A 26,783-nucleotide genomic window follows, 5' to 3' on the forward strand; every position below is an offset into this window, starting at 1 on the left:
GGCGGGCGCGGCGTCGGACGTCGCCGGCTGACCGAGGCGGGCGGCGAAGTCGGCGAACGCGGCCGGCTCCGGAGCGGCACCCAGCGCGGCCGGCTGCTCGAGCGGCGGCCCGACGGGCTCGGTGGGCGGGGTGAACGCGGGCGGCACGAACGCCACCGGGGTCGCGGACGCCTCGACCAGCAGGTCGTCGACGCCGCCAACGGGCGGGGCGGCCGGCTGGGGCTGCCCGGTGCGGGCGACCAGGTCGCGCAGCAGCGCGTCGAACGACGTCGACTCGGTCGACAGCGCGCGGCCGGGCGGACGGGCGTCGCCGTCCTGCCGGTCGGCCAGCGTCAGCAGCTCGGCGAGGGACGTCGGGGCGGCGGGCTCGCTGGGCTCGCTCGGCTCGGCCTGCTCGACGGGCTGGGGTGCGTGCTGCGGGGTCGGCGTCTCGACGGCGCGGGGCGCGGCGGCGGGGACGGCGGCTGCCGGCACGTCGTCGTGCCCGAAGAGCGTGCGCAGCACGTCGACCGCGGCCGAGGGGGCGGGCGCGGCGACGGGCGCGGGGGCCGTCACCGAGGGGTGCGACGCGAGGGGTGCGGCGGGCAGCACCGAGCCGCCGCCGACCGCCGGCGCGACGGGCGCGGCGGGCGGGCTGACCGATGCGGGCGCGGCGGGCGCACCGGCGCCGTCGAGCACGTCGCGGCGGTCGAAGCCGTCCTGGGCGTCGACGAGGCCGAGACCGTCCAGCGCGAGGGCGGGGGCGTCGTCCGCCTGCTCGCCCACGGCCACGGCCACCTCGTAGCGCCGCCGGGCGAAGAAGCCGGCGACGCCGCCGACCATCTTCTGCTCGGCGTGCACGATGCGGGCGTCCGGGCCGTGCTGGTCACGCACTCGCTCGAGCAGCTCGTCGATGTCCGAGCCCTCAAGCAGCAATCGCTGCTCCACCGCTCACCACTCCACTCGTCTCGATGCGCAGGGACGGGTCGATCTCCGCGTAGGAAAGGACCGCCAGCCGGGGCACGTGGGGTGCCAGCAGCCGGCGCAGGGGGGCGCGCACCACGGGGGCGCACACCAGGACGGGCGAACGGCCCTCGCGCTCGGCGGCGACGAGGGTCTGGATCGCCGAGTCGACGAACCGCTCGAGCATGCCGCCGGGCAGGCTCAGCACGCCGCCCTGGTCGCCGGGGCGGACGGCGTCGACGAGCTGCTGCTCGACGCCCGGGTCGAGCGTGATGACCTGCAGCAGACCGTCCTTGGCGAACGTGTCGGCGATGGCCGGGCCGAGCGCGAGCCGGGCTGCCTCGACGAGCCCGTCGAGGTCGGCACCGGTCTTGGCGCGCTGCGACAGCGCCTCGAACACGCGCACCAGGTCGCGCACCGAGATGCCCTCGGCGAGCAGGCCCTGCAGCACGCGCTGGATCTCGCCGGTGGTGAGCAGCGCGGGCGTGAGCTCCTCGACGACCACCGGGTGGGTGCGGCGCACGCTGTCGATCAGCGCCTTGACGTCCTCGCGGCCGAGCAGCCGGGCGGCGTGCGTCTGCACGACCTCGGCCAGGTGCGTGATGAGCACGCTGGCCCGGTCGACGACGGACGCGCCGTACAGCTCGGCCTGCTGGCGGGCCTCGGCGGGCACCCACTTGCCGGCCAGGCCGAAGACCGGCTCGGTGGTGGGGCGGCCGGGCACGTTGTCGAGCTCGTCGCCGATCGCGAGCACGTGGCCGGGGGGCGCCTCGCCGCGGCCGACCTCGACGCCGCTGATGCGGATCGAGTAGCCGGACGCCGGCAGGTCGAGGCTGTCGCGGGTGCGCACCGGCGGCATGACCAGTCCGAGCTGCATGGCGAGCTTGCGGCGCAGGGCGCGCACGCGGTCGAGCAGGTCGCCGCCGACGCCGGTGTCGACGAGGTCGACCAGGTCGGGGGCGAGCACGACCTCGAGCGGGTCGACGCGCATCTCGCCCATGAGCGCCTCGGGGCCCTCCTGCTGGGCGGGCGCGTCGTCGTCGAGCACGTCGGCGGCCTGGGCGGCGCGCGACTGCGCCCGGGAGGCGCGCTGGGCGAGCAGCAGCACGACGGCGCCGATCACGATGAACGGCAGCTTGGGCAGCCCGGGGATGAGCGCGATGCCGAGGGCGGCGCCGCCGGCGATGAACAGCGCGCGGGGCTGCTGCCCGAGCTGCTGGGTGGCGTCGGTGGCCATGTCGCCGTTGGTGGTCGACCTGGTCACGATCAGACCGGTCGACACCGACAGCAGCAGCGCCGGGATCTGCGAGACCAGGCCGTCGCCGATCGTCAGCAGCGAGTAGGTCTGCAGCGCCTCGACCGGGGCCATCCCCCGCTGGATCATCCCGATGGCGAACCCGCCGACCAGGTTGATCAACGTGATGATGATGGCGGCGATCGCATCACCCTTGACGAACTTCGAGCCACCGTCCATGGCGCCGTAGAAGTCGGCCTCGGCGGCGACGTCTGCACGCCGCACCCGCGCCTCGTCCTCGGTGATGAGGCCCGAGTTGAGGTCGGCGTCGATGGCCATCTGCTTGCCGGGCATGGCGTCGAGGGTGAAGCGGGCGCCCACCTCGGCGACGCGGCCGGCACCGGCCGTGATGACGGCGAACTGGATGACGATGAGGATGAGGAAGATGACCAGGCCGATGACCAGCGAGCCGCCGACCACGAAGTGCCCGAACGAGCCGATCACCTTGCCGGCGTAGCCGTCGCGCAGCACCAGCCGGGTCGCCGACACGTTCAGCGACAGCCGCAGCAGGGTGAGCACGAGGATCATCGACGGGAAGACCGAGAAGTCGAGCGGCCGCTTGATCGAGATCGACACCAGCAGCACCGCGATCGCCAGCGTGATGTTCATGGCGATCAGCAGGTCGAGCACCACCGCGGGCAGCGGCACGACCAGCAGCAGCACGATGCCGACGATGCCGATCGGCAGCGCCAGCTGGCTGGCCTTGGCTCGCGACCTCACAGGGACACGCCTCTCCTGGGGAGAAGTGGCCGATCCCTGGCCTGGTGCTGGTGCCGTCCTGGCGGTGGTGCAGCCGGTCCGGTGACCGACCTCAACCCCTTCGGCAGGCCCCCACCGGGGCTTGAGCCACCGACCTGTCCGTTCTGGGTGCGAGCACCGGTCAGGCCGGGACGGCGTCGCCGAGGCCCTCGCGCACGGTCACCGGCGAGCGGTGCGTGCCGGCGGCAGCGCCCTTCGCCCGCAGCGACATGACGAACGCGAGCACCTGCGCGACGGCGCCGTAGAGCTCGGCGGGGATCTCCTGCCCCACCTCGCAGGCGGCGTGCAGCGCTCGGGCCAGCGGCACGTCCTGCACGAGCGGCACCCGGTGCTCGGCGGCCCGCTCGCGGATCTTCGCGGCCACCACGCCGGCGCCCTTGGCGACCACGACCGGGGCGCCGCGGCCGGGCTGGTAGCGCAGCGCGACGGCGACGTGCGTCGGGTTGACCATCACCACGTCGGCCGTGGCGATGTCGGCCATCATCCGGTTGCGGCTCATGGCCATCTGCATCGAGCGGCGGTGACCCTTCACGTGCGGGTCGCCCTCGGCCTGCTTGTACTCCTGCTGCACGTCGTGCTTCGACATGCGCAGGCCCTTGTTGGTCTTGCGCCGCTTCACCAGGTAGTCGGCCACGGCCATGATCAGGCCGACCAGCACGCTGGCCCGGACGACGGTGAGGATGCCGCCCGCGGTGATGCCCAGCGTGGTCATCAGCGGCGCGTCGGTCGACAGCACCAGCTGCGGGGCGAGCCGGCGCACGATGGCGAACAGCACCAGGCCGAGCGCCGCGGTCTTGATGATGATCTTGGCGGCCTCCCACAGCGTCATCAGGCCGAACATCCGCTTGACGCCCTGCAGCACGTTGAGGCTCTTGAAGCTCGGCTTGAGCTTCTTCGTGGCGGGGTGCAGGCCGCCCTGCGCGGCCGTCGCGCCGACGGCGACCACCAGGGTCGCGGCGACCAGCGGCAGCAGCGCCACCATCGAGTCGCGCAGGCCCTTGCCGAGCAGCTGCAGCGCCACCTCGGGCGTCGGGTGCTGGATGGCGTCGATCGCCCGCACCAGCATCGCCCGGGCGACGTCGGCGACGTCGCGGCCGACCTTCGGCACCAGCACGGTGGCGGCCAGGATCGTCACCCAGGCACCGACGTCCGGCGTGCGGGCGACGTTGCCCTCCGAGCGCGCCTGCTTGAGGCGCTTCGGCGTCGGCTTCTCGGTCTTCTCCCCGCTCATCGCCTACCGCCCGTAGAGCTTCATCATCGCGCTGCCGGCGGTGTCGGTGAGGTGGGCGACGACGTCCGGCAGCGCCATGATGGTCGTGCCCACCAGCAGCAGCGACAGCAGGATCTTGAACGGGAAGCCGAGCTGGAACGCGTTGAGGGACGGCGCGACGCGGGTCAGCAGGCCGAGCGCGACGTCGGCCAGGAACAGCACGCACAGCAGGGGGGCGGCGATCTGCAGGGCCGCCAGCAGCAGCTGCCCGAGGCCGTGGGTGAGCACGCCCGACAGGGTGCGCAGGTCGAGGCCGCCGTCGAGCGGGATCGCCTCGAAGCTGCGCAGGAACCCGTGCAGCACCAGCAGGTACCCGCCCGACACCATGAGCAGCGTCGAGGCGATCATCTGGAAGGTCTTGCCGAACACCGCGTTGCCGCTCTGCATCAGCGGGTCGTAGGCGAACGCCAGCGAGAAACCGCCGAAGACGTCGATCAGGTCGCCGGCCGACTGCACCGCGACGAACACCAGCTGGCACAGGAACCCGAGCGAGAGCCCGACGACGAGCTGCACGACGATGCCCGACATCACGGCCCAGGTGTCGAGGCTGAGGCGGGCGGTGCCGGCCTGCGCGACCATCGGCAGCCCGATGGCCACCGACAGCAGCGCCTTGGCCTGCACCGGGATCGCCTTGTTGTTGAAGGGCGGGGCGACCGCGAGGAAGCCACCCGCACGCGCGCTGGCGAGCAGCAGCGCCAGCAGGGTCGTGGCGGGCAGGTCCAGGTTCACGGCGCGTCGACCCGCTCAGCCGGTGGTCAGCAGGACGGGGATGCGGGTGTAGAGCTCGGTCGTGAACGACACCAGCTCGTGCAGCATCCAGTTGCCGCACACCACGATCACCACGCCGATGCCGATCGCCTTCGGCACGAAGCTGAGCGTGGCCTCCTGGATCTGGGTCACCGACTGGAACAGCGAGATGCCGAAGCCGATGGCCAGCGAGGTGAGCAGCAGCGGCGCGCAGAGCTTGGCCGACAGCAGGATCGCCTGCAGGCCGAGCTCGATGACGGTCTGGTCCTTCATGACGCGCGAACCCCCTGTCTCAGTGCTGGTAGCTGGCGACGAGCGACTGGACGATGAGGCCCCAGCCGTCGACGAGGACGAAGAGCAGCAGCTTGAACGGCAGCGACACGGTGACCGGCGGCAGCATCATCATGCCGAGCGACATCAGGGCCGCCGAGACGACGAGGTCGATCACCAGGAACGGGATGAAGATCAGGAACCCGATCACGAACGCCGACCGCAGCTCCGACAGCACGAACGCCGGCACCAGCGTGGTGAGCGGCACGTGCGCGGCGTCTTTCGGCCGCGGCATGTTCGCCGCCTTGGTGATGATCGTCAGCTCCTCCGGCCGCGTCTGCTTCACCATGAAGTCCTTGAGCGGCTTCACCCCGGCCTCGAACGCCTGCGACTGCGACAGGTCGCCCTTGAGGTAGGGCTGCACGCCGTCGTGGTTCATCTTGGTGAGCGTCGGGGCCATCACGAACATCGTGAGGAACAGCGCCAGGCCGGCCAGCACCTGCGTGGGGGGCGTGGTCTGCAGGCCGAGCGCGTTGCGCGTCAGGCCCAGCACCACGAAGATCTTGGTGAAGCTGGTGGTCAGCAGCAGCACCGCGGGGGCCACCGACAGCGCGGTGATCGCCAGGATGATCGAGACCGAGCTCGAGGGCTTGGTGCCCTTCGAGTCGCTGCCGCCGATCTGCACCGAGACGCCGCCGCTGGGGGCGACCGGGTCGGTCGGCTTCTTCGTGCCGCTCGCCACGACGTGCGCGACGGTCGAGACCGACGTCGGCGCGGTGGCCGGGGCGGCCGACGCGGGGGCGGCGACCGCGATCCCGACGACGGCCGCGACGGCGAGCAGCAGGCCGGCGGCCCACGCCCGCAGGCGGTTGCGAACGGTCACTTGCGCACCGTCAGCTCTCGGACGGCGTCCAGCGCCTTGCCCCAGGTCTGCGGCGAGAGCGCCGAGCCGGCCAGCGGACCCTGCGGCTGCTGCTGCGAGCGCTGCTGGGCCCGGGTGGGCGCGACCTGCAGCACCGGCACCTGCGCGACGTCGACGGGCTGCGCGACGTCGACCTGCTGCGCCGGGGCGAGCTGCTGCGGCACCGCGACCTCGGTCGCGACCTCGTCGGGCACCAGGCTGGCCAGCGGCTGCTGGGCGAGCAGCTCGACGCGGTGCTCGGTCACGCCGAGCACCAGCGCCTGGTCGCCGAGCCGCACCACGGCCAGCGACGCGCGCTGGGCGAGCGGCTGGCGAGCCAGCACGTCGAGGTCGACGCCCTTGGACGCCCGGCGCTGGCCCTTGCGCAGGGCGCGGGCGGCCAGCCACAGGACGGCGAGCACGACGACCAGCGAGACGGCCATCCGCCCGACGAGGGAGGCGAGCTCCATCAGCTGTGCTCCTGCATCGAGCCGGAGACGAGCTCGGTGATCTTGAGGGCGTAGTCCTCGTCGACGACGACGACCTCGCCGCGGGCGATGAGCCGCCCGTTGACCAGCAGGTCGGCCGGGCTCCCGGCGAGGCGGTCGAGCTCGACGACGGCGCCCGGCTGCAGCGACAGCAGCTCGCGGACGGTCATCGTGGTGCGGCCGAGCTCGGCCGACAGCTCCATGACGACGTCCTGCAGCAGCTCGAAGCCGGCCTCGCCGGTGGGGTTCGAGGGCAGCGCGGGCGAGCCGGACGGCGTGGCGGCGCTGATGCCGAGCCACGCCGAAGCGCCCCCGACGCCGGTGAGCGGCACGACGACCGCGTCCGGCCCGGTCAGCCGGGCGAGTGCCTGGCCGGCGGGCTCCTCGACGCCGGTGCCGAGCGCGCCGACGCCGATCGCGACGGCGAGCGCCTCGAGCGCGGGGCGCAGCGCCTCGGGCAGCGGCAGGTCGCCCATCGGCGAGCCGGCGAGGGCCGCCACGAGCTGCGCCTCGACGACCACGACGACGGTGCCGGGGCGAGAACCCACGACCTCGGCGCGCACGGCGACGGCGCCCGCGGGCAGGGTGCCGGTGACCGAGCCGACCGAGACCGGGTTGCCCGGGGTGAGGGGGGCGCTGGAGGGCACGAGGCCGGCGGCGGCGCGGGCCGCGGCCAGGACGTCGGTGCCGAGGGTGGTGGTGGTCATTCGCTGGCCCTTCCAGGCAGGGTGGAGGAGGTGATGAGGCAGGCGGCGCGGGGACCGTTCGTGCCCGCGACGCCGCGGGCGCACACCACGCCGGACGACACGACGTCGAGCGGGCGGTCGGTGGGGTGGTCGAGGCGGACGACGTCGCCGACCTTGAGCGTCAGCAGGGCGGCCGAGCGCATGGGGCGCGGCACGAAGCGCACGCGGACCTCGACGGGCACGTCCTCGACGAGGGTCGACATCGCCACGCGGTTGGCCTGGCGGGCGGCGCGCTCCTTGGCGTCGGGCGCCTGCGACTCGGAGGCGCGGGGCGCCAGGACGGGCGCCGGCAGGGCGACGGTCGCGGCCTGCTGCGTGCCGGCGAGCGTGACCGACAGGGAGGCGACGATGTAGAGGTCGGTGGCGGCCGCCTCCTGCACGAACTGCGGGTTGAACTCGAGGCCGCGCAGCGTGGGGTTGATCGTGGCCGCGGCGGCCAGGCCGTACCGCAGCTCGCCGAGCATCCGCTCGACCACGCGCGACAGCAGGCTCGACTCGATCTCGGTCGGGGTGCGCTCGGGCTGGGCGCCGCCGCGGCCGCCGAGCATGAGCTCGAGCGCGGTGAACCCGGTGCTGAGGTCGAGCTGCAGGAACGCCGAGCCGGGGTGCGGCAGGGGCTTGAAGAGGGCCAGCACGCTGGGCGAGGGCAGGCTGCTGACGTAGTCGTCGTAGGAGCGCTGCTCGACGCCGGTGAAGCTGACCTGGCAGGGCGACCCGAGCTCGGAGGTCAGCACGGTCGCCCACTGGCGGGCCACCGTCTCGAAGACCATCTCCAGCAGGCGGGCCTGCTCGCGGGCCAGCTTCGTCGGCCGGCGGAAGTCGTACGCGACCATCCCGCGCTTGGTGGGCGCGTCGGTGGTGACGTCGTTCGTGGGCATGCAGCGTCTTTCGGCAGCCGCCCCCCGGGGCTTTACGCCGAACGGGCGATCAACCGTCCAGTTCGTCCGGCGCGCCGTCGGGGGCGCGCCGGACGACCGGAGGTCACTGCATGACGAAGGCGGTCAGGTACACGTCGATGACCGCCTCGGTCTCCTTCTCGGTGTAGGCCTTCTCGACGGCCTTGGTGAACTTCGCCTTCATCTTCTCTCGGCCCTCGGGCTCGGAGAGCTTCTCCATGCTCTGGCCGCTGAACAGCTCGATCGCGATGTCGGTGGCCTCGCTGGGGTCGGGCTCCTCCTTGACGGCCTTCGCCAGCTGCAGCGCGAAGCCGAGCTTGAGGTAGTGCCCACCGGCCAGGTTGACGTTCACCGGGTCGACCGCGACGACGGCGCCCTTCTCCGGCTCCGGCTTCTTCTCGGTGGCCGCGGACGCCGACTTCGGCTTCAGCACGACGAAGTACCCGGCGCCGCCGAGCAGCGCGACGACGACCAGGGCGATGACGACGAGCTTGCCCTTGCCCTTCTTCTTCGCGGCGTCCGGGTCTCCCCCTGCGGCGCCGCCGGCGCCACCTGGGACGGCGCTGACGTTGCTCGACATGACTCTCTCCTCGGTCTTGGCCATCAGGGGCTCACAGGTCCGACAGCTGCTCGGCCAGCTTCGGCAGCAGCGCGCGGACGTCGGCGGACTCGTTGCTCACGACGACGACGTCGACGCGGCGGTTGAACGTGATGGAGCGCGGGTCGCTCTCGGGGTACAGCGGCCGCGACGACCCGTAGCCGGTGGCCGACAGGTGGCCGGCCGACACGTCCTCGTGGTCGATGAGGTACCGGACGACGCTGCTGGCCCGGCCGGCCGACAGCTCCCAGTTCGTGGGGTACTGCGCGCTGCTGATCTGCAGCTTGTTGGCGTGACCCTCGACCGCGACGTCCTGCGGCAGCGGCGACAGCACCGGGCCGACGGCGTCGAGCACCTGCCGGCCGCGCGGCCGGATGGTGGCGCTGGCGCTGTCGAAGAAGACGTCGTCGGAGATCAGCGCGACCACCAGGCCGCGCTCGGTGACCTTGAACCGCACGTCGCCCTGCAGGTGCTTGACGGCGAGCGCCTTCTTGATCTTGCCCTCGACGTCGCCGAACCGCTTGAGCTCGGCCTCGGCCCGGGCCCTGGTCGAGTCCTTGCCGCCCTTGCCGCGGCCCTCGGTGTAGGCGCTGCTGTCCGACCCGGTGGTCGTGTTCTGCTTCACGCCCAGCCCGATGCCGATGTCGATCTTGCCGGGCACCACGCCGTCGTTGTCGCTGATGCCGGTGCCGCCGGTGACCGGGACGCTCTCGGTGGAGCCGAACCCGGACGACAGCCCGTCCTTCAGCGCCGCGAACTTCTTCTGGTCGACCTGGCTGATCGCGAACATCACGATGAAGAGCACCATCAGCAGCGTCATCATGTCGGCGTACGACACGAGCCACCGCTCGTGGTTGATGTGCTCCTCCTCCTCGTGCTTGCGGCCGCGGCCCTTGCTCGCCGACACGTCAGGCCGCCTCGGCGGCGGGCTTCGACGACGGCGGCAGGAAGCTCTCGAGCTTCTGCTGCACGACGCGCGGGCTGGTGCCGGACTGGATGGCGAGGACGCCCTCGACGACGACCTCCATCTGGTGGCACTCCACCTCGGAGACGCGCTTGAGCTTGCTGGCGATGGGCAGCCACAGGATGTTGGCGCTCAGCACGCCCCACAGCGTCGCGACGAACGCGCCGGCGATGAGGTGGCCGAGCTCGTCGGGCTTGCTGAGGTTCTCGAGCACGTGCACCAGGCCGATGACGGTGCCGATGATGCCGACGGTCGGGGCGTAGCCGCCCATGTCGCCGAACAGCTTGGCGATCTGCTTGTCGTAGGCCTTCTTGGTGTCGATCTTGCCGAACAGGATCTCGCGCAGCTCGTCGGGGTCGGCGCCGTCGATGGCGGCCTGCAGGCCCTCCTTCAGGAAGGGGTCCTCGACCTCCTTGACGGCCGACTCCAGCGCCAGCAGGCCCTCGCGGCGCGCCCGCTCGGCGAGCTTCACGACGACCTCGACGGTCGCGTCGGCCGTGATCGGCTTCTTCAGGAAGGCGTCCTTCAGCGCGGCGAGCGCACCGGTGAAGTCCTTCAGCAGCCCGCCCGCCATGCCGGCGCCGAACGTGCCGAGGAACACCAGCAGCAGCGGCGGCGGCAGGAAGATGCTCGCCGGGTTGCCGCCCTCCATGATCATCGAGCCGAAGATGGCCGCGAAGGCGAGGACGACGCCGACGATCGTCGCCGGATCCATCAGTGGCTCCTGCGGGGACGGAGGGGCACGACGGCGTCGCCGGTGGCGCGACGGCTCTCGAGCTCGTCGGCCGGCTCGCTGTCGTCGCGGGCGGTGTCGGCGACGTCGGCCATGTGCCGCGCCAGGGCGACGACGGACGCGCGGTGGGTGAGGACGCGCTCGGTGATGGTGTCGATCGACTCCGCGACGACGTACTTGGTGCCGTCGACGAGCGTGACGACCGTGTCGGGGGTGGCCTCGGCCTTCTGGATCAGGTCGGGGTTCAGTGCGAACCCCGGGCCGTTCAGGCGGGTCAGCTGGATCATCGGGTTCCGTCCCTCTGCGCTTCGGCGACCCGTCCGTGGGTCGTCCTGCACCACCCATCGGCCGGGCCACCGGCCTCCTGAGGTTCCCGGGCGAAAGCGGACGAAGACTCAACTGCGGTGCTGACGCACCGATAGGTCCCCTGGACACCGTGAACCACCGAAGGGGACGACATGGACGACGTGGACGAGATCGTCCAGGAGTTCCTCGTGGAGAGCTACGAGAACCTCGACCAGCTGGACCGGGACTTCGTCGAGCTGGAGCGCGAGCCCGGCTCGCGCGACCTGCTCGCGAGCGTGTTCCGCACCATCCACACGATCAAGGGCACGAGCGGCTTCCTCGCGTTCGGGCACCTCGAGTCGCTGACGCACGTCGGGGAGAACCTGCTCGCCAGGCTGCGCGACGGCCGGCTGCAGATGACGCCGGAGATCACCGACGCCCTGCTGGCCATGGTCGACGGCGTGCGCGAGCTGCTCGCCGCCATCGAGGCCACCGGCGCCGAGGGCGACGTCGACGTCAGCACCGCCGTCGCCCTGGTGCAGGCCGAGCTCGACCGCGGCGAGGCACCGGCCCCGGTCGCCGCGCCCGCCGCCGAGGTCGCCCCAGCGCCGGTCGTCGAGGTCGCCGCAGCGCCGGTCGTCGAGGCCGTCGTCGAGGCCGTCGTCGAGGCCGTGGCCCCGACCGCACCCGTCGCACCCCCCGCGGCCGTCGCACCCGCCACTCCCGCCCCGCCCCCCGCTCCCGCGGAGCACGCACCGGACGAGGCGGCGCCGGTCCGGCGCAGCGCGGCCGACGCGTCGGTGCGGGTCGACGTCGACCTGCTCGACTCGCTCATGCGGCAGGTCGGCGAGCTCGTGCTGGCCCGCAACCAGATCGTGCGGCAGGCGGCGGCACGCGGCGACGCCGAGCTGACCCGCGCCTCCCAGCGGCTGAACCAGATCGCGTCCGAGCTGCAGGAGGGCGTCATGAAGACGCGCATGCAGCCCATCGACCACCTGTGGTCGAAGCTGCCCCGCGTCGTCCGCGACCTCGGCGCCACCTGCGGCCGCTCGGTGCGCCTGGAGATGGTGGGCAAGGAGACCGAGCTCGACCGCACCCTGCTCGAGGCCGTGAAGGACCCGCTGACCCACCTGGTGCGCAACGCCGTCGACCACGGCCTCGAGGCACCCCAGACCCGTGTCGCCGCAGGCAAACCGGCCGAGGGGGTGCTGACGCTGCGCGCGTACCACGAGGGCGGTCAGGTCGTCGTCGAGATCACCGACGACGGCGCCGGCATCGACCCCACGGTCATCGCCGCCAAGGCGGTCGAGAAGGGCGTGCGCCGCGCCGAGCAGGTCGCATCCATGTCCGACGCCGAGATCCTGCAGCTCATCTTCGCCCCCGGCTTCTCCACCGCCGCCGCCGTCACCAACGTGTCGGGCCGCGGGGTCGGCATGGACGTCGTCAAGACGAACATCGAGGCCATCGGCGGTGCGATCGAGGTCGAGTCGGCCGTCGGCCGCGGCACCACCTGCCGCCTGCGCATCCCGCTCACCCTCGCCATCGTGGCCTCGCTCACCGTGCAGTGCGGCCGCGAGAGCTACGCCGTGCCGCAGGTGAACCTGCTCGAGCTCGTCGCGCTGGACGCCACGAAGGCCGCCACCCACGTCGAGGAGGTCGGCGGCGCCGAGGTGTACCGCCTGCGCGGCCAGCTGCTGCCGCTCATCCGGCTCAGCGAGGTGCTCGGCCGGCCCGCCGGCACGGGTGACGCCGCGAGTGACGACGAGACCGACGAGACCCACGACGGCCTGACGATCGCGGTGCTGCAGGCCGAGGGACGCCGGTTCGGCCTGGTCGTCGACCGGGTGCTGAACAGCGAGGAGATCGTCGTCAAGCCGCTCTCGAACCGGCTGAAGGCCATCGGGCTGTTCTCCGGCGCCACGATCCTCGGCGACGGGCAGGTGGCGCTGATCCTCGACGTGCAGGCGATCGGCCGCCGCGCGCTGCGCTCGGAGGCGGTGGAGCGGGCGACCGAGTCGGCCGACGCCGCGACGGCCGTCAGCGAGCAGGAGCGGGTGCTGGTCGCGGGCATCGGCGAGGGCCGGCAGGTCGCCGTCCCGCTGTCGTCGGTCACCCGGCTCGAGCAGATCCCCGTCGCCCGCATCGAGCGGGTCGGGCACCGCGAGGTCGTGCAGTACCGCGGCCAGATCCTGCCGCTGCTGCGCCTGGGCAACCACCTCGGTGCGCTCGGCAGCGGCGACGGCGACGAGCTGCTGCTGCTCATCACCACCAGCGGCACCCGCAGCGTCGCGATCGTGGTCGACGAGATCGTCGACATCGCCGACTCGGGCGGCACGAACCGCAGCGACATCGACGACCACGGGCTGGTCGGCTCGACGGTCGTGCGCGACCGCGTCGTCGAGCTGCTCGACGTCCGCTCCGCGGTGCTCGCCGCCGACCCGTTCTTCTTCGACCGCACCGACGACGCCCAGGCCGGCGCGCACGGGCTCGACCACCACACCAGCGAGGTGCCCGCATGACCGCCCGCATCGCCACGTTCACCCTCGACGGCCGCTGCTACGGCGTGCCCGTCGACCGGGTGCAGGAGGTGCTCCGCTCGCAGGTGCGCACCCCCGTGCCGCTCGCCCCGCCGGCCGTCGCCGGCCTGGTGAACCTGCGCGGGCAGGTGCTGACCGCGATCGACCTGCGCGCGCGGCTCGGGCTGCCCGAGCGCTCCCCCGACCGCGAGCCGATGGTGGTCGTGGTGCGCGTCGGCAGCGAGCCGGTGAGCCTGCTCGTCGACACCATCGGCGGCGTCGTCGACGTGGCCGACGACCAGTTCGAGCCGCCGCCGGACACCATGGACGACGCGACCGGCACGCTCATCGTGGGCGCCTACAAGCTGCCCGACCAGCTGCTGCTGGCGCTCGACGTCGACCGCGCGGTCGAGGTCTGATGCCCGGTCTGCCCGGCCTGCCCGGCGCGCGCATCCGCGTGCTGGTGGTCGACGACTCCGTCGTCATCCGCCGGCTGGTGAAGGACGTGCTCGACGCCGACCCCGACATCGAGGTCGTCGGCACCGCGGTGAACGGCCGCGCCTCGCTGACGAAGGTCGACCAGCTGGCGCCCGACGTCATCACCATGGACATCGAGATGCCCGAGATGGACGGCATCAGCGCCGTGCGCGCCCTGCGCGCGGCCGGCCGCCGCCAGCCGATCATCATGTTCAGCACGCTGTCCGAGCGCGGCGCCGTGGCCACCCTCGACGCGCTCGACGCCGGCGCCAGCGACTACGTCGCCAAGCCGGCCAACATGGGCAGCGTCTCGCAGTCGATCGCGCAGGTGCGCGACCAGCTGATCCCGAAGGTCAAGGCGCTCGCCGGCGCCGGCCGCGCACCCCGTCCGGTCGTGCCCGCGCCCGCCGGCCGCCCCGTCACCCGGACGCCGCTGCGCACCGCACCCACCGCCGCTCCCTTCGCCGCCCGGCCCGCTCCCGCGGCGACCGCACCGACCGCACCGACCGCACCGACCGGGCAGGCCGCCGGCCCGCGCGCCGCGGTGCAGCTGCTCGCCGTCGGCTGCTCGACGGGCGGCCCGACCGCGCTCGAGACGCTGCTGCGCGGGCTGCCCGGCACGCTGCGGGTGCCCGTCGTCGTCGTCCAGCACATGCCGCCCGTCTTCACCGCCCAGCTCGCCGCGCGGCTCGACCGCAACTGCGCCGTGCACGTCGTCGAGGCCACCAGCGGCCAGCCGCTGCAGCCCGGCACGGTGTACGTCGCGCCCGGCGACCACCACCTCGAGGTGCGGCGCGCCGGCGCCGGCCTGCAGACCCACCTGCAGCAGGGCCCGGCGGAGAACTTCTGCCGGCCCGCCGTCGACGTGCTGTTCCGCTCGGTGGCCGCCGCCGTCGGCCCGGCCGCGCTCGGTCTCGTCATGACGGGCATGGGCTCGGACGGCCGGCGCGGCAGCGACGACCTGGTGCGCGGCGGTGCGCGCGTCGTCGTGCAGGACGCCGCGACGTCCGTCGTGTGGGGCATGCCGGGTTCGGTGGCCCAGGCCGGGCTCGCCGACGCCGTGCTGCCGCTGACCGAGCTCGCACCGGAGGTGCTGCGCCGGCTCGGTGTCGCCGCCGCCCGTCCGGACGCCGCGCTCGCGGGGGGTGTGCGCTGATGCCGCTCGCCGCCCAGTCGTTCTCGTTCGTGCAGGACCTCGTGCTGCGCGAGAGCGCCATCGTGCTCGGGCCGGGCAAGGAGTACCTCGTCGAGTCGCGGCTCGGCCCGCTCGCCCAGGCCGACGGCAGCCGCGACCTCGACGCCTGGATCGACGGCGTCCGCCGCTTCCCCACCGGGCCGGCCGGGCGCGCGCTCGTCGAGGCGCTGACCACCAACGAGACGTCGTTCTTCCGCGACGTCGACCCGTTCACCCACCTGCGCGACCAGGTGCTGCCCACGCTGGCGAAGGCCCGCGGCGGCAGCCGCCGGCTGCGGATCTGGTGCGGCGCCTGCTCCAGCGGGCAGGAGCCGTACAGCGTCGCGATGACGGTGGCCGACTCCCCCGCGGTCGCCGGCTGGCACACCGAGATCGTCGGCACCGACCTCAGCCGCGCGATGCTCGAGCGCTGCCGCACCGGCCGCTACAGCCAGCTCGAGGTCAACCGCGGCCTGCCCGCCACCAGCCTGGTGAAGCACTTCGTCCGGGACGGCGCGGGCTGGCAGGTCAGCCCGGCGCTCAAGGCGATGGCCCGGTTCTCCGAACTGAACCTCATGCGTCCGCTGCCCCCGATGGGCCGCTTCGACGTGGTCTTCCTGCGCAACGTGCTCATCTACTTCGACGTCCAGACGAAGCAGGCGGTGCTGCGCCGGGTGGCCGACGTGCTCGCCCCCGACGGCTACCTCTACCTCGGCGCCGCCGAGACCACCCTGGGGCTCACCGGCTGGGAACGCGTCCCCGCCGGCCGCAGCTCCGTCTACCGGAAGGTTTCCTGATGCGTGCTCTCGTCGTCGACGACTCGCGCGCCATGCGGCGCATCGTGTCCGGCGTGCTCCACGGCCTCGGCTACGAGACCGAGGAGGCCGCCGACGGCCAGCAGGCCCTCGACGTGCTGACGGTGATGGATGCCGCCGGCCGGCGCCCGCACCTGGCCTGCATCGACTGGAACATGCCGGTCATGGACGGGCTGACGCTCGTCGGCCGGATCCGCGAGCAGGCCGCCTGGCGCGACGTCACCATGATGATGGTGACGACCGAGAGCGAGCACGGTCGCGTGGTCCGCGCGCTCGCCGCCGGCGCGCACGAGTACCTGATCAAGCCGTTCACCTCCGACGCCATGCGCGACAAGCTGGCGCTGCTCGGCCTGCTGCCCGAGCCGGTCGCCGGGGCCGTGTCGTGACGCCGCCGCTCGCCACCCTCGAGCTGGCCGACGACGTCTGGGCCGTGGTCGAGGCGGTCTGGGAGTCGCTGCTGCACACGTACCCCGCGCCCGCGCCCGACGCACCGCTCACCGCACCCGTCGGCGCCGTCGTCGAGATCGCCGGCGCGTACGCCGGGTGGGTGCGGGTCACCTGCGAGCCGGGCACCGCCCGCCGGGTCACCGAGGCCATGCTCGCGGCGTCGCCGGTCGCGATCGGCCCGCTCGACGACGAGGACGTCGAGGACGCCCTGCGCGAGCTCGCGAACGTGCTCGGCGGCAACCTCAAGTCGCTGCTGCCCGGCGACTGCTCGCTCGGGCTGCCGGCGTTCCTGCCGGAGGCCGACGCCCACACCGCGGCCGACCCGGCCGCCCTGACGACCGTCGTGGCCTGGCCCGGCGGGACCGTGCGGCTCGAGCTGCACGTCCGGCGAGCAGAGCCCGGGCACGACGCACCCTGACCCCGGACGCACGACGTCCCGGACCACACCGAGAGGCACCACCACCATGCGCATCCTCATCGCCGACGACAGCCGCGTCATGCGGCAGATCGTCACCCGCACCATGCGGCAGGCCGGCTTCGACGGTCACGACCTCGTCGAGGCCGTCGACGGCGCCGACGCGCTGGCGCAGATCCAGGCCGGCGCGCCCGACCTCGTGCTGTCGGACTGGAACATGCCCAACATGACCGGCATCGAGCTGCTGCGGGCCCTGCGCGCGCAGGGCATCGACGTGCCGTTCGGCTTCGTCACCTCGGAGGGCTCGGCCGACATGCAGGACACCGCCCGCTCCGCCGGCGCGCTGTTCGTCATCGTCAAGCCGTTCACGCCCGACACCTTCCGCGACGCGCTCAGCGCAGTCCTGGTCTAGGGCCCGCCGTGCACCAGCTGCCCACCCACCAGGCGATCCGCGAGCTCCTCGAGGGCATGCTCGGTCGCGACGTCACCCTCGCCTACGGCAAGGGCCTGCGCCCTGACTCGACGCCGGCGCCCTCGATCGGCGTGTACGTCGACGACCGGGGCACCATGACCGCGCTGGTGCTGTTCGACTTCGCGCTCACCGCCTACGCCGGCGCCGCCCTCGGCCTGGTGCCCGCGGGCGGCGCCGAGGCGGCCATCGAGGACCGCGACATCCCGGACTCGTTGCAGGAGAACGCCTACGAGCTGCTCAACGTGTTCGCCGGCGCGCTCAACCAGTTCTCCGACACCCACCAGAAGCTGTCCGTGGTGCACCGTCCCGGCGACACCCTGCCGGCCGACGTCGCCGAGTGGGCGAACGTCGTGACCCAGCGCGACGACCTCAAGGTCACCATCAAGGGCTACGGCGACGGCGGCCTCGCCGTCGTCTCGGTGCTGCCGCTCGACGCCTGAGCGCACCGCCGAACGGGTGCCGTCGGCTGCCGGGACTGGCGCGCCGACGGCACCCGGCCCAGGCTGGTGCCGTGCCCTACTCCCTGCTGAGCGCGACGTCGGTCGGCTTCGACCTGGCCCGCCGCGAGGGCGGGGCCGCGGTCGCCGAGGCGCTGCTGCAGGCGCTGCGCTGCGACCCCGCGACGCTCGACGTCGTCGCCCGGCACCACCCCGGTGCCGGCCGGGCCGTGGCGCGCGCCGCGCTCACCGACGCCGAGGCGCTCGAGCAGGTGGGTACGCCGTCCGCGCTCGCCGGCACGGCCGTGCAGCTGGCCCAGGAGGAGCAGCTGGAGGCCAGCCGCCGGGTGCTGGCCGCGCTGGCCACTGGCCCGCTCGCCGACCTCGCCGCCCTCGACCTGCTGCTGGGCCGCGAGGTGCTCGACTGGACCTGGACGCCGGGCGACGCCGGCCTCGAGCTCGCGGTGCGCTCCGAGGAGTGGGCGCCCGTCGCCGACGTGCTGGCCGACGCACTCGCGGCCGCGTGGTCCGCGCCCTCGCTGCCGGCCGCCGCGCGTCGTCGCCTGGGCGCGCCCTTCGTGGCCGCGCTGCACGACCTCTCCCCCGCCGTCCACGACCGCGACGAGCGAGCCGCAGCCGACCCGGACGGCCTGCCGTCCGCGGCCGTGCGGGTTCTGGCACAGGTGTCGGCCTGGTCGCCCGGCGACCGCGCCGCGTGGCGTGCGGCGGTCGACCCGCTGCGGCGGGGTGAGCGCGGCTGGAGCACGGCGATGCACGAGGCGAGCTGGGCGGCGCACCTGTCCGGCCGCGTGCGCCTGGCCGCGGCCGGCCAGCTGCGGGCCGTGCAGGCGTTCTGGGCGGCCGGGCTCGACCCGGACGACGGCGCCGCGGGCAGCTGGAACGCGCTCAGCGGGGTGGTGCAGGCCGCCGTCGTGGCCGACCTGCTGCCCACCGAGCCGCTCGACGTGCTGCAGCGGCCGTGGGTGGTGGCCTTCGCCACCGCACCCCCGGCCGCCTGACGCGCGCGACTACCCCTCGCGGAACGCCGCGGCCATCGCCGCCTGCTCGCCGAGCACCTGCTCCATGCGCGACTGCACCTGGTCGAGGCGGCCGATGATCTCGCTCGTGGCGCCGATGCCGCCGGCCACCGACCGGCTGCTCTCCTGCAGCCGGGCGATCTGCTCGGCGACCCGCTGCGTCGCGGCGCCGGTCTCGCGCGCCAGCTCCTTGACCTCGCCGGCGACGACCGCGAAGCCGCGGCCGACCTCGCCGGCGCGCGCCGCCTCGATGGTCGCGTTCAGCGCCAGCAGGTTCGTCTGGCCCGCGATGCCGTTGATGATCTTGATGACCTCGCCGATGGCGTTCGACGACTCGGCCAGCCCCTCGACGTCCTGCGTCATGGTGGCCGAGCGGCCGACGGCCTCGCTGGCCACGCCGGCCGCGTCGTCGGCCGCCTGCCGCAGCCGGGTGACGGTGTCGAAGAGCAGCTGCGCGTTGTGCGCGCTGGCCTCCGAGCGGCGCAGCGCGGTGAGGCGCTGCGACACCAGCTGCTGCACGTTGCGCAGCGCGGCGAGCCGCGACGGCGACAGCTCGATGGTCTCGGTGACGAAGAAGTCCATGGTGCCGAGCACCTCGGCGCCGTCCATGATCGGGAAGCAGACGCCGGAGCGGACGCCGGCCCGCTGCGCCGCGGGAGCGCGCACGCAGTCGGTGATGTCGGCGAGGTTGCGCACGAACACCAGCTCGCGGCGCTTCCACGCCCGGCCCGACAGGCCCACGCCCTCGCGGAACGAGGCCGCCAGGGTCACCTGCCGGAACTCCGCACCCGCCGACCCCGACTCGAGCTGGAAGGTCAGCGCCTGCGCCTCGGGGTCGAGCCGCCAGAACGAGCCGTAGGCCCAGCCGAAGGCGGTCCGCACGCTCTCCAGGGCCGTCTGCAGCGCGGCGTCGGCGTCGCGGGCCGACCCGACCGAGCTGACCACCTTGGTGACGGCCTCGCGGTCGTGCAGGTCCTCGCGCAGCTGCGTGGCCACGACGGCCTGCGCGCGGGCGAGGGTGGCGATGCGGGCGATGGCCGACCAGCGCGCGTCGTCGATGGTCGGGATCGGCTTGCTGCTGTAGAGCTCCATGACCCCGACGATCGTGCCGTCGGTGTCGATGAGCGGCACGATCGCCGCGGCGACCGCACCGGCCTGCTGGGCGGCGTCCCAGCGGGCGCAGCCGCGCACCTGCTGGGCGGCGTCGACCAGCACCGGACGGCGGGTCGAGGTCGCGGTGCCGATGAGGCCGGCGTCGACGGGCAGCTGCTCCAGCCCGCCGCGTCGCAGGCTGGCCGCCATGGGCCCGGTCTCGTACGACAGGCCCCAGCCGCCCGGGGTGCCGCCGTCGGCGGCCACCGGCACCCAGCGGGCGCCGTAGCAGAGCGCGAGCGACTCCACGAGCGAGTCGGTGCACACCCGACGGGCGTCCTGCGCGTCCGAGACGCCGGCGTCCAGCGCGTGCAGCATGTGCTCCAGCGCCTCGACGTCGCGCGGCCGGTCACCGCGCACCGGCGTGACGTTCCCCCGCTGACCTGCTCGACGACGCACTGCGACCTCCTCATCCGGCAGTCGCCCCGTCGGCGACCCCGTGAGGTCTTCGGACGTCGCACCGGCGTCCCTGATCCCGCGGTGCGTGTTGACTGTGCAACCGTCAGGCGAGCACGTCCCGGGTGACCGCCACCTGCTCGGTCAGCACGCCGCCGATCACGGCCTGCGTCTCGTTGATCTCCCGCACCACGTCGCCGATCTTCGCCAGCGCGCCGACCACCTGACGCACCTGCGCCTGGATGTCGCGCACCCGCACGTCGACCTCGCCGGTGGCCGTGGCGGTCTCGTTGGCCAGCTCCTTGACCTCCCCCGCGACCACGGCGAACCCGCGGCCCGCGTCGCCGGCCCGCGCCGCCTCGATGGTCGCGTTCAGCGCCAGCAGGTTGGTCTGCGACGCGATCGACCGGATGGTCTTCACCACCGCGCCGATCTCGTCGCTGGAGGTGCCGAGCCGGGCGACGGCGTCGTCGGCCGCAGCGGCCAGCCGCTCGCCCTCGCCGGCCACGCTCGTCGCCGCCAGCACGTTGCGCTCGACCTCGGTGATCGACGAGATCAGCTCCTGACCCGCCGTGGCCAACCGCTCGGCCGCCGCCAGCCGCTCCATGGCCGACCCGACGAGGAAGGCGGTGTTGCGCAGCGCGTCCGCCCGGCCCGCCGACATGACGAGCGTGCGGGTGGCGAAGAAGTCCATGGTGCCGACCACCTCGCCGTGCACCAGGATCGGCAGGCAGACCCCTGACTTCACGCCGGCCCGCTGGGCCGCCGGCACCCGCACGCAGTCGGTGACCTCGGCGAGGTCCTCGACGAAGACCAGGTCGCGCGATCGCCAGGCCCGGCCCGACAGCCCGACCCCCTCGCGGAAGGACGCCGTCTTGGTGACGGCGCGGAACTCGGCACCGGCGTCACCGGACTCCTGCACCCAGTGCAGCGCGGCGTCCGAGGGATCGACCCGCCAGTACGAGCCGTACGTCCAGTCGAAGCCGGTGCGGATGGCCTCGAGCGCGCGGCCCACGACGTCCTGCACCGTCGCGGCGCGGGACAGCTCGCGGAGCACCTGCGTGACCGCGGCGATGTCCTGTGCGGCCTTCACCTGGCGCTCGGCGGCGTGCACGCGGGTGACCGCCTGCGACACCAGCACGCCCACGCTGCGCAGCGTCTGCAGCCGGCGGGGCGAGGGCTCGAGCCGCTCGGCGCTGAAGAAGTCCATGGTGGCGACGACCGCGCCGTCCTCGACGACCGGGAAGCAGACGGCGCTGCGGATGCCGCTGCGCTGCGCGACGGGTGCCCGCACGCAGTCGCGCAGCTCGGCCAGGTCGGCCACGAGCACCAGGTCGCGGGTGCGCCACGCACGTCCCGACAGGCCGACGCCCTCCGCGAACGTCGCCGTGCGGGTCACCGCGCGGAACGCCTCCCCGGCCTCGCCGGACTCGGCGGCGACGCGCAGCACGCCGGCGGCCTCGTCGAGCCGCCAGCAGGACGCGTAGGCCCAGCCGAACTGCTCGCGGACGACGTCGAGGGCGGTCTGCACCGCGTCGTCCGCGGTGCGGGATCGAGCCAGCGCCTCGACCACGGCGTGCACGGCGTCCACGTCCGCCCTGGCCTGGTGCAGCTCGGGTGTGGTGGGTGCCTGACGGGCACGAGCGAACACGGTGCACTCCTCTGTCTGGTTGCAGATGCAACATCGACAGCGCAGGCCGCGACTGGAGGACGACGGGAGTGGTCCCGGACACACGGCGACGGGGCGCGCCGCCGGCTGGTGCCGGCCGCGCGCCCCGTCTGGGTGGTGCGGGTGCTGCTCAGTAGGTGAAGCGCGACACCTGCATCCGCAGGTCGGCCGCCAGCCGCGCCATCTCGTCGATGGCCTGGCGCGCCTGGCCGACCGACTCGGTGGTCGTGCTGCTGGCGCTGGCCACGCCGGTGATGTTCGCGGCGATCTCCCCCGAGCCGGTGGCGGCCTCGGTGACGTTGCGCGCCATCTCCTGCGTGGTGGCGGTCTGCTCCTCGACCGCCGAGGCGATCGTCATCTGGTAGTCGTTGATCGAGGTGATGATCGTCGAGATCCGGCCGATGGCGTCGACCGCACCGGACGTGTCCTGCTGGATCGCGTCGACCCGGCGGGCGATGTCCTCGGTGGCCCGCGCGGTCTCCTGCGCCAGCTCCTTGACCTCGTTGGCCACGACCGCGAAGCCCTTGCCCGCCTCGCCGGCGCGCGCCGCCTCGATGGTCGCGTTCAGCGCGAGCAGGTTCGTCTGCTCCGCGATGGACGTGATGACCTTGACGACGTTGCCGATCTCCTGGCTGGAGGTGCCCAGCTGCACCACGGTCTGGTTCGTCGCGTCGACGACCCCGACGGCCTCGGCGGCCACGCGGGCGGCGTCGTTGGCGGACTGCGAGATCTCGCGGATCGACGCGCCCATCTCCTCCGAGCCGGCGGCGACCGTCTGCACGTTGCGCGAGACCTGCTCGGCGGCCGCGGCCACGACACCGGCCTGCACGCTGGTCTCCTCGGCACCGGTGGAGATCTGCTGGCTGGTGGCCGAGAGCTCCTCGGAGCTGGCGGCCACCGCGTCGGCGGACCCGGCGACCGTGGCGACGACGCCGCGCAGCGACTCCTGGGCCTCGGTGAGTGCCGCGGCCATGCGACCGACCTCGTCGCCGCCGGTGACGTCGGCGCGGGCGGTGAGGTCACCGCGCGCCATCGCCTCGACGGCGCCCTGCACCGACTTCAGCGAGCGCACGATGGCGTTGGCGATGAGCAGCGCCAGGCCGAGGCCGAGCAGCAGCCCGACGATCGTGGTGATCAGCACCGTGCGCTGCGTGGCCTCGGCCGTCGCCTTCGCCTCGTGCGCCGCCTGCTTCGACGCCGCGTCGAGCGAGGCGGCGGCCGCGTCGAGCTGGTCGACGTAGGTGTCGATCAGCGGCTGCGACTTCGTCGACAGCAGGCTGGTGTAGGTGACGGCGTCGTCGCGGATCGCGACGGGCAGCAGCGTGGTGTCGCGCAGCTGCTGCCAGGCGGCGAACCCGGTCTTGAACGCGGGCCAGGTCGGCATGACCTTCGCGCCGTCGTGCGCGTCGACGCGCTGCACGGCCTCGGCGAGCTCGGCGTCGTTGTCCTTGATCTTCTGCAGGTAGGTGTCGGTCGCCTCCTTGCCCTGCACGGCGGCGACCTGGGCGACGAGCATCCGCGCCTTGATCTGGTCCTGGTGCACGGTGCCGCGGTCGGCGGCGAGCTCGACCTGCAGCTGCTCCATGCGGTCGGTCTTCGACTGCAGGTCGTCGACGGACTGCACCGCGACGCCGCCGACGACGACGGTCACGAGGCCGAGGGCGCCGACCGCCCCCATCAGCTTGGTGCGGACGCCGAGGTCGCGGACGCGGCCCAGCGGCCCGCGGCGTCCGGCGACGACCGTGTCGGTGTGTGCGTACTGCATGGCCCCTGCTTTCGTGGTGGGTGGCGGTGTCCGCCGCGCGGTGCTGCCTGCTCGTCCCGGGTTCGGCGAGCGATCTGACTACCTATCGTCAGCGGGTGTCTGACCTTGAACGGTTCGGCCGGGACGCGAACCGGCCCGCCACCGAGGTCGGTGGCGGGCCGGTCTGCGACGGCGTCGGCGTCAGCGCTTGATGTTGATGAGGTCCTGCAGGATCTCGTCGCCGGCGCTGATGATGCGCGAGTTCGCCTGGAAGCCGCGCTGGCTGATGATGAGGTTGGTGAACTCCTGCCCGAGGTCGACGTTCGACATCTCGAGCATGCCGCCGGCCAGGGTGCCGCGCGAACCGCTGTCGGGCGTGCCGATCTGGGCGAGGCCGCTGTTGGTCGACGCCGAGTAGCCCGAGTCGCCCTCGCGCACCAGGCCGGCCGGGTTGCTGAACGTGGCCATCGCGATCTGGCCGAGCGCCCGCGACAGACCGTTGCTGAACGTGCCGGTCAGCACGCCGTCGCCGCCGATCGAGAAGCCCTGCAGGGTGCCGGCGGACGACCCGTCCTGCGAGTCGATGCCCACGGTCGACAGGCCGGCGTACCCGGTGACCTGCGACAGGTCGACGTCCACGCCACCCACGTTGAAGGTGGACGGCGACGGGCTGGCGCCCGAGCCGCTGAAGGTCAGGGTGCCGGTGCTCGAGCTGGTGCCGTCGTCGAGGCTGACGTCCCAGGTGTCGGCGCCGGTGCGGTTGAAGCTCATCGACAGCCGCCGCGAGACGCCGTTCGCGTCGTAGACGTCGACCGACTTGGTGACCGGCGTGTTCAGCGGGGTGTCGGCCGGCAGGTTGCCCGACAGCTTGGCGAGCGTCGTGGCGTTCGGCGCCAGCGTCGAGCCGAGCGGCACGGTGATGTTGCCGGTCGGGGTGTTGTTGTCGACCGTGCCGGTGGCGTCCGCCGTCCAGCCCTGGACGATGCCGCCGCTCGGGCCCACGAGCCGGCCGAGCGCGTCGAAGCTGAGCGACCCGTTGCGGGTGTAGGTGGTCTGGCCGCCGTTCTTCTCCACGAGGAAGCCGTCGCCCTGGATCATCACGTCGCTGGCGCGGCCGGTGGTCTGCGCGGCGCCCTGGGTGAAGTTGGTGGTGATGCCCGCGACGCGGACGCCGAGGCCGACCTGTGCGGGGCTGCGGCCGCCGGTGGTGGCGGTGGGCGCGGACGAGTTCTGGATGAGCTGGCTCAGCGTGTCCTGGAAGACGGTGTTCGAGGACTTGAAGCCGGTCGTGTTGACGTTCGCGATGTTGTTGCCGACCGTGTCCATCATCGTCTGGTTGGCGCGCATCCCGCTGATGCCGGTGAAGAGCGAGCGAAGCATGGTGGTGTCCTCCTGGGACGGGTGGTGTGTGGGGCTGAGCGAGGTGTGCGGGCTCAGCCCGCGGACGCCACCTTGGTGACGGACGAGAGCTCGACGGACTGGTTGCCGATGCTCAGCACGGGACCGGCGGCGCTGCCGCCGAACTGCGCGCTGCTGACGCGGCCGCTGTGCACGCCGCCGTCGCCGTCGACCCACGAGACGGTCTTGCCGACGAGGTTGCTGGCTGCCATGCCCTGCTGCAGCGCCAGCGACGAGGCGGTGTCCTTCGACATCGACTGCAGGGTCTCGACCTGCGTGAACTGCGCGGTCTGCGCCATGAACTGGCTGCTGTCGACCGGCTTGCTGGGGTCCTGGTACTTCAGCTGCGCGACGAGGAGCTTGAGGAACGTGTCCTTGTCGAGGCTGCTGCGGCTCGGGGCCGAAGCGCCTTGCGCGGGCTGCGTCATGAGCTGGGTGATCGGGCTCGTGACGCTGCCGACGGGGTCGGTCATGGCGTCTCCATGCGTGCGGAGTGAGCGCCATCCGTGGCAACTGGTGTCCTGGTCGAGCGGTCGTGCCGTCGTGCGGTCGTGCCGTGTCCTGCGGTGGGGTGAGAGCGTCGTGCTCAGACCCGCAGGTCGAGGCGCTGGTCGGCGCCCCGGTGCGCCGGCTGCGCCGGACGCTGGGTGGTGGCATCGCTGCCGCCACGAGGTCCTTCGGCCCGGATCGCCTGCGGCTGTAGCGATCCGCGGCCACGATCTGCGCCGTCGTGCGCCGCGGCCCACTGCGCGGCGGTGTCAGCCGCCTGCTGCTGCGGGGCGTGGTCCGACACGTCGACCGAGACGCCGCCGCTGCCGGCCTGCGCGAGGTCGTGGTGCAGGTCGCCGAGGGCGTGGCGCAGCGCCTCGCGGGTCGACTCGGTGGCCGCGTGCAGGTGGATCTGCACGCCCTGCTCGCCGAGCGTCGCGACCACCTGGACGACGCCGAGGTCGGCCGGGTGCAGCTGCACGCTGATCTGGTGCACGCCGTCGCGGGTGGCCGCGTGCGCCGCGCCGATCAGCCGGGCACCGAGCTGGGCGGTCAGCGCCTGCTGCACGGCGGCAGGAAGGACCGGTGCGGCCACGGCCGTCGCGCCCGCGGTCGGCGCGGCCGACGCCACGGGGGCGACGACGACGGGCTGCACGGGCGGTGCCTGCGGTGGCTGGGCCGCCGCGAGCGACGAGGACGGTGCCGAGGACGGCGCTGCGCCGTCCACGGCGGCGGTGCCGGAGGCTCGCTCCCCCGACCGGCTGCTGCTCGGTGCGCCGGGCAGCGGACCCGTGACGGGCGCGGACGCCACGGGCGCGCTCGGCTCGATCGGGTCGGTCGGTGCGGTCGGTGCGGTCGGTGCGGTCGGTGCGGTCGGTGCGGTCGGTGCGGTCGGTGCGGTCGGTGCGGTCGCGGGCGGGACGCCCGGGCTCGACGCAGCTGCTGCGGCGGGTGCGGCCGGGCTCGTGGTCGCGGTCTCCCCCGCGGCACCGGGCGTCGAGGCGCTGGGGGTCGGGTCGGGCGTCGACTGCTGCAGGGCGGCGGCCAGGTTCGCCGGGGCACCGGCGGGACGCCCCGAACCGGCCGCGGCCGAGGTGGTCGTGGGGGCCGTGGCACCGGAGACCGGGCCGGCACCGGGCTCGGCCGATGGTGCGGCGAGCGGGGTCGTCGGCAGCGCGGCTGCCGTGGTGCCGGGCGCGTCGGCCGGCCGCCACGAGGCGGGGGCGGCGCCGGGTCCGGCGGGCTGCTCGGG

Annotated in this window: 27 protein-coding genes and 2 pseudogenes; 10 read left to right on the top strand and 19 right to left on the bottom strand. The window is 73.5% G+C overall.

Features of this window, described 5'->3' with window-relative positions; genetic code table 11:
- The 13 genes and pseudogenes from ACYVI6_RS11810 to ACYVI6_RS11870 all read right to left on the bottom strand — a co-directional run.
- A pseudogene (locus ACYVI6_RS11810) lies at positions 1 to 873 on the bottom strand (hypothetical protein); the annotation flags it as partial.
- 31 nt (positions 874 to 904) lie between these two features.
- Positions 905 to 2,956 (bottom strand): flagellar biosynthesis protein FlhA, encoded by a 2,052-nt coding sequence (gene flhA / locus ACYVI6_RS11815; RefSeq protein WP_460446559.1) that lies wholly within the window; start codon positions 2,954 to 2,956, stop codon positions 905 to 907.
- Between the two features lie 160 nt (positions 2,957 to 3,116).
- Positions 3,117 to 4,226: an EscU/YscU/HrcU family type III secretion system export apparatus switch protein gene (locus tag ACYVI6_RS11820; protein ID WP_460446560.1), complete on the bottom strand. Its 1,110-nt coding sequence runs from the start codon at positions 4,224 to 4,226 to the stop codon at positions 3,117 to 3,119.
- 3 nt (positions 4,227 to 4,229) lie between these two features.
- Positions 4,230 to 4,994, bottom strand: coding sequence for a flagellar biosynthetic protein FliR (locus ACYVI6_RS11825; RefSeq protein WP_460446561.1), 765 nt, complete (start codon positions 4,992 to 4,994; stop codon positions 4,230 to 4,232).
- A 15-nt stretch (positions 4,995 to 5,009) separates the two neighbouring features.
- The gene (locus ACYVI6_RS11830) at positions 5,010 to 5,285 is read right to left on the bottom strand and encodes a flagellar biosynthetic protein FliQ (RefSeq protein ID WP_460446562.1); all 276 of its coding nucleotides are present in this window, start codon (positions 5,283 to 5,285) and stop codon (positions 5,010 to 5,012) included.
- A 19-nt stretch (positions 5,286 to 5,304) separates the two neighbouring features.
- On the bottom strand, positions 5,305 to 6,165 hold the full coding sequence (gene fliP, locus ACYVI6_RS11835; RefSeq protein WP_460446563.1) for a flagellar type III secretion system pore protein FliP: 861 nt from the start codon (positions 6,163 to 6,165) through the stop codon (positions 5,305 to 5,307).
- Positions 6,162 to 6,653: a flagellar biosynthetic protein FliO gene (locus ACYVI6_RS11840; RefSeq protein ID WP_460446564.1), complete on the bottom strand. Its 492-nt coding sequence runs from the start codon at positions 6,651 to 6,653 to the stop codon at positions 6,162 to 6,164. Before ACYVI6_RS11840 ends, fliP begins: the two co-directional genes overlap by 4 nt.
- Positions 6,653 to 7,378, bottom strand: coding sequence for a flagellar motor switch protein FliN (gene fliN / locus ACYVI6_RS11845; RefSeq protein WP_460446565.1), 726 nt, complete (start codon positions 7,376 to 7,378; stop codon positions 6,653 to 6,655). Before fliN ends, ACYVI6_RS11840 begins: the two co-directional genes overlap by 1 nt.
- Entirely contained in the window at positions 7,375 to 8,295 is a 921-nt protein-coding gene (locus ACYVI6_RS11850; protein WP_460446566.1) for a flagellar motor switch protein FliM, read from the bottom strand. Before ACYVI6_RS11850 ends, fliN begins: the two co-directional genes overlap by 4 nt.
- Positions 8,296 to 8,398: 103 nt before the next feature.
- Positions 8,399 to 8,893 carry a flagellar basal body-associated FliL family protein gene (locus tag ACYVI6_RS11855; RefSeq protein WP_460446567.1) on the bottom strand — a complete coding sequence of 165 codons (495 nt, stop codon included), beginning with the start codon at positions 8,891 to 8,893 and terminating at the stop codon, positions 8,399 to 8,401.
- 31 nt (positions 8,894 to 8,924) lie between these two features.
- Positions 8,925 to 9,818: a flagellar motor protein MotB gene (locus ACYVI6_RS11860; RefSeq protein ID WP_460446568.1), complete on the bottom strand. Its 894-nt coding sequence runs from the start codon at positions 9,816 to 9,818 to the stop codon at positions 8,925 to 8,927.
- A gap of 1 nt (position 9,819) precedes the next feature.
- A complete protein-coding gene (locus tag ACYVI6_RS11865; protein WP_460446569.1) occupies positions 9,820 to 10,590 on the bottom strand; it encodes a flagellar motor protein in 771 nt (256 codons plus the stop codon).
- Positions 10,590 to 10,895 carry a flagellar FlbD family protein gene (locus ACYVI6_RS11870; protein ID WP_460446570.1) on the bottom strand — a complete coding sequence of 102 codons (306 nt, stop codon included), beginning with the start codon at positions 10,893 to 10,895 and terminating at the stop codon, positions 10,590 to 10,592. The genes ACYVI6_RS11865 and ACYVI6_RS11870 overlap by 1 nt, the downstream gene beginning before the upstream one ends.
- 171 nt (positions 10,896 to 11,066) lie before the next feature.
- On the opposite strand from ACYVI6_RS11870, the gene ACYVI6_RS11875 reads away from it, so the two are divergent.
- From ACYVI6_RS11875 to ACYVI6_RS11915, 9 genes are all read left to right on the top strand, one after another.
- Entirely contained in the window at positions 11,067 to 13,412 is a 2,346-nt protein-coding gene (locus ACYVI6_RS11875; protein ID WP_460446571.1) for a chemotaxis protein CheW, read from the top strand.
- Positions 13,409 to 13,828, top strand: coding sequence for a chemotaxis protein CheW (locus tag ACYVI6_RS11880; protein ID WP_460446572.1), 420 nt, complete (start codon positions 13,409 to 13,411; stop codon positions 13,826 to 13,828). Before ACYVI6_RS11875 ends, ACYVI6_RS11880 begins: the two co-directional genes overlap by 4 nt.
- Positions 13,828 to 15,042, top strand: coding sequence for a protein-glutamate methylesterase/protein-glutamine glutaminase (locus ACYVI6_RS11885; RefSeq protein WP_460446573.1), 1,215 nt, complete (start codon positions 13,828 to 13,830; stop codon positions 15,040 to 15,042). The genes ACYVI6_RS11880 and ACYVI6_RS11885 overlap by 1 nt, the downstream gene beginning before the upstream one ends.
- Entirely contained in the window at positions 15,042 to 15,857 is an 816-nt protein-coding gene (locus ACYVI6_RS11890) for a CheR family methyltransferase (RefSeq protein ID WP_460446574.1), read from the top strand. Before ACYVI6_RS11885 ends, ACYVI6_RS11890 begins: the two co-directional genes overlap by 1 nt.
- On the top strand, positions 15,857 to 16,261 hold the full coding sequence (locus tag ACYVI6_RS11895; RefSeq protein ID WP_460446575.1) for a response regulator: 405 nt from the start codon (positions 15,857 to 15,859) through the stop codon (positions 16,259 to 16,261). Before ACYVI6_RS11890 ends, ACYVI6_RS11895 begins: the two co-directional genes overlap by 1 nt.
- Positions 16,258 to 16,740 (top strand): chemotaxis protein CheX, encoded by a 483-nt coding sequence (locus ACYVI6_RS11900; protein WP_460446576.1) that lies wholly within the window; start codon positions 16,258 to 16,260, stop codon positions 16,738 to 16,740. Before ACYVI6_RS11895 ends, ACYVI6_RS11900 begins: the two co-directional genes overlap by 4 nt.
- Before the next feature lie 46 nt (positions 16,741 to 16,786).
- Positions 16,787 to 17,149 (top strand): response regulator, encoded by a 363-nt coding sequence (locus ACYVI6_RS11905; RefSeq protein ID WP_460446577.1) that lies wholly within the window; start codon positions 16,787 to 16,789, stop codon positions 17,147 to 17,149.
- Positions 17,150 to 17,157: 8 nt separating this feature from the next.
- Positions 17,158 to 17,649 carry a hypothetical protein gene (locus ACYVI6_RS11910; protein ID WP_460446578.1) on the top strand — a complete coding sequence of 164 codons (492 nt, stop codon included), beginning with the start codon at positions 17,158 to 17,160 and terminating at the stop codon, positions 17,647 to 17,649.
- A 71-nt stretch (positions 17,650 to 17,720) separates the two neighbouring features.
- Positions 17,721 to 18,665: a hypothetical protein gene (locus ACYVI6_RS11915; protein WP_460446579.1), complete on the top strand. Its 945-nt coding sequence runs from the start codon at positions 17,721 to 17,723 to the stop codon at positions 18,663 to 18,665.
- Between the two features lie 9 nt (positions 18,666 to 18,674).
- Here ACYVI6_RS11915 and ACYVI6_RS11920 read toward each other — a convergent pair whose 3' ends face one another.
- The 6 genes from ACYVI6_RS11920 to ACYVI6_RS11945 form a co-directional block, all read right to left on the bottom strand.
- A complete protein-coding gene (locus ACYVI6_RS11920; protein WP_460446580.1) occupies positions 18,675 to 20,234 on the bottom strand; it encodes a GAF domain-containing protein in 1,560 nt (519 codons plus the stop codon).
- A gap of 103 nt (positions 20,235 to 20,337) precedes the next feature.
- Positions 20,338 to 21,882 (bottom strand): GAF domain-containing protein, encoded by a 1,545-nt coding sequence (locus tag ACYVI6_RS11925; RefSeq protein WP_460446581.1) that lies wholly within the window; start codon positions 21,880 to 21,882, stop codon positions 20,338 to 20,340.
- Positions 21,883 to 22,030: 148 nt separating this feature from the next.
- Entirely contained in the window at positions 22,031 to 23,665 is a 1,635-nt protein-coding gene (locus tag ACYVI6_RS11930; RefSeq protein ID WP_460446582.1) for a methyl-accepting chemotaxis protein, read from the bottom strand.
- Positions 23,666 to 23,845: 180 nt separating this feature from the next.
- Positions 23,846 to 25,024 (bottom strand): flagellar hook protein FlgE, encoded by a 1,179-nt coding sequence (locus ACYVI6_RS11935; RefSeq protein WP_460446583.1) that lies wholly within the window; start codon positions 25,022 to 25,024, stop codon positions 23,846 to 23,848.
- 53 nt (positions 25,025 to 25,077) lie between these two features.
- Positions 25,078 to 25,515 carry a flagellar hook capping FlgD N-terminal domain-containing protein gene (locus ACYVI6_RS11940; RefSeq protein ID WP_460446584.1) on the bottom strand — a complete coding sequence of 146 codons (438 nt, stop codon included), beginning with the start codon at positions 25,513 to 25,515 and terminating at the stop codon, positions 25,078 to 25,080.
- A gap of 113 nt (positions 25,516 to 25,628) precedes the next feature.
- Positions 25,629 to 26,186: a flagellar hook-length control protein FliK gene (locus tag ACYVI6_RS11945; RefSeq protein WP_460446585.1), complete on the bottom strand. Its 558-nt coding sequence runs from the start codon at positions 26,184 to 26,186 to the stop codon at positions 25,629 to 25,631.
- A 79-nt stretch (positions 26,187 to 26,265) separates the two neighbouring features.
- Here ACYVI6_RS11945 and ACYVI6_RS11950 point away from each other — a divergent pair.
- Positions 26,266 to 26,783 (top strand): annotated as a pseudogene (locus ACYVI6_RS11950) (hypothetical protein); the annotation flags it as partial.

The organism is Angustibacter aerolatus (assembly GCF_054776675.1).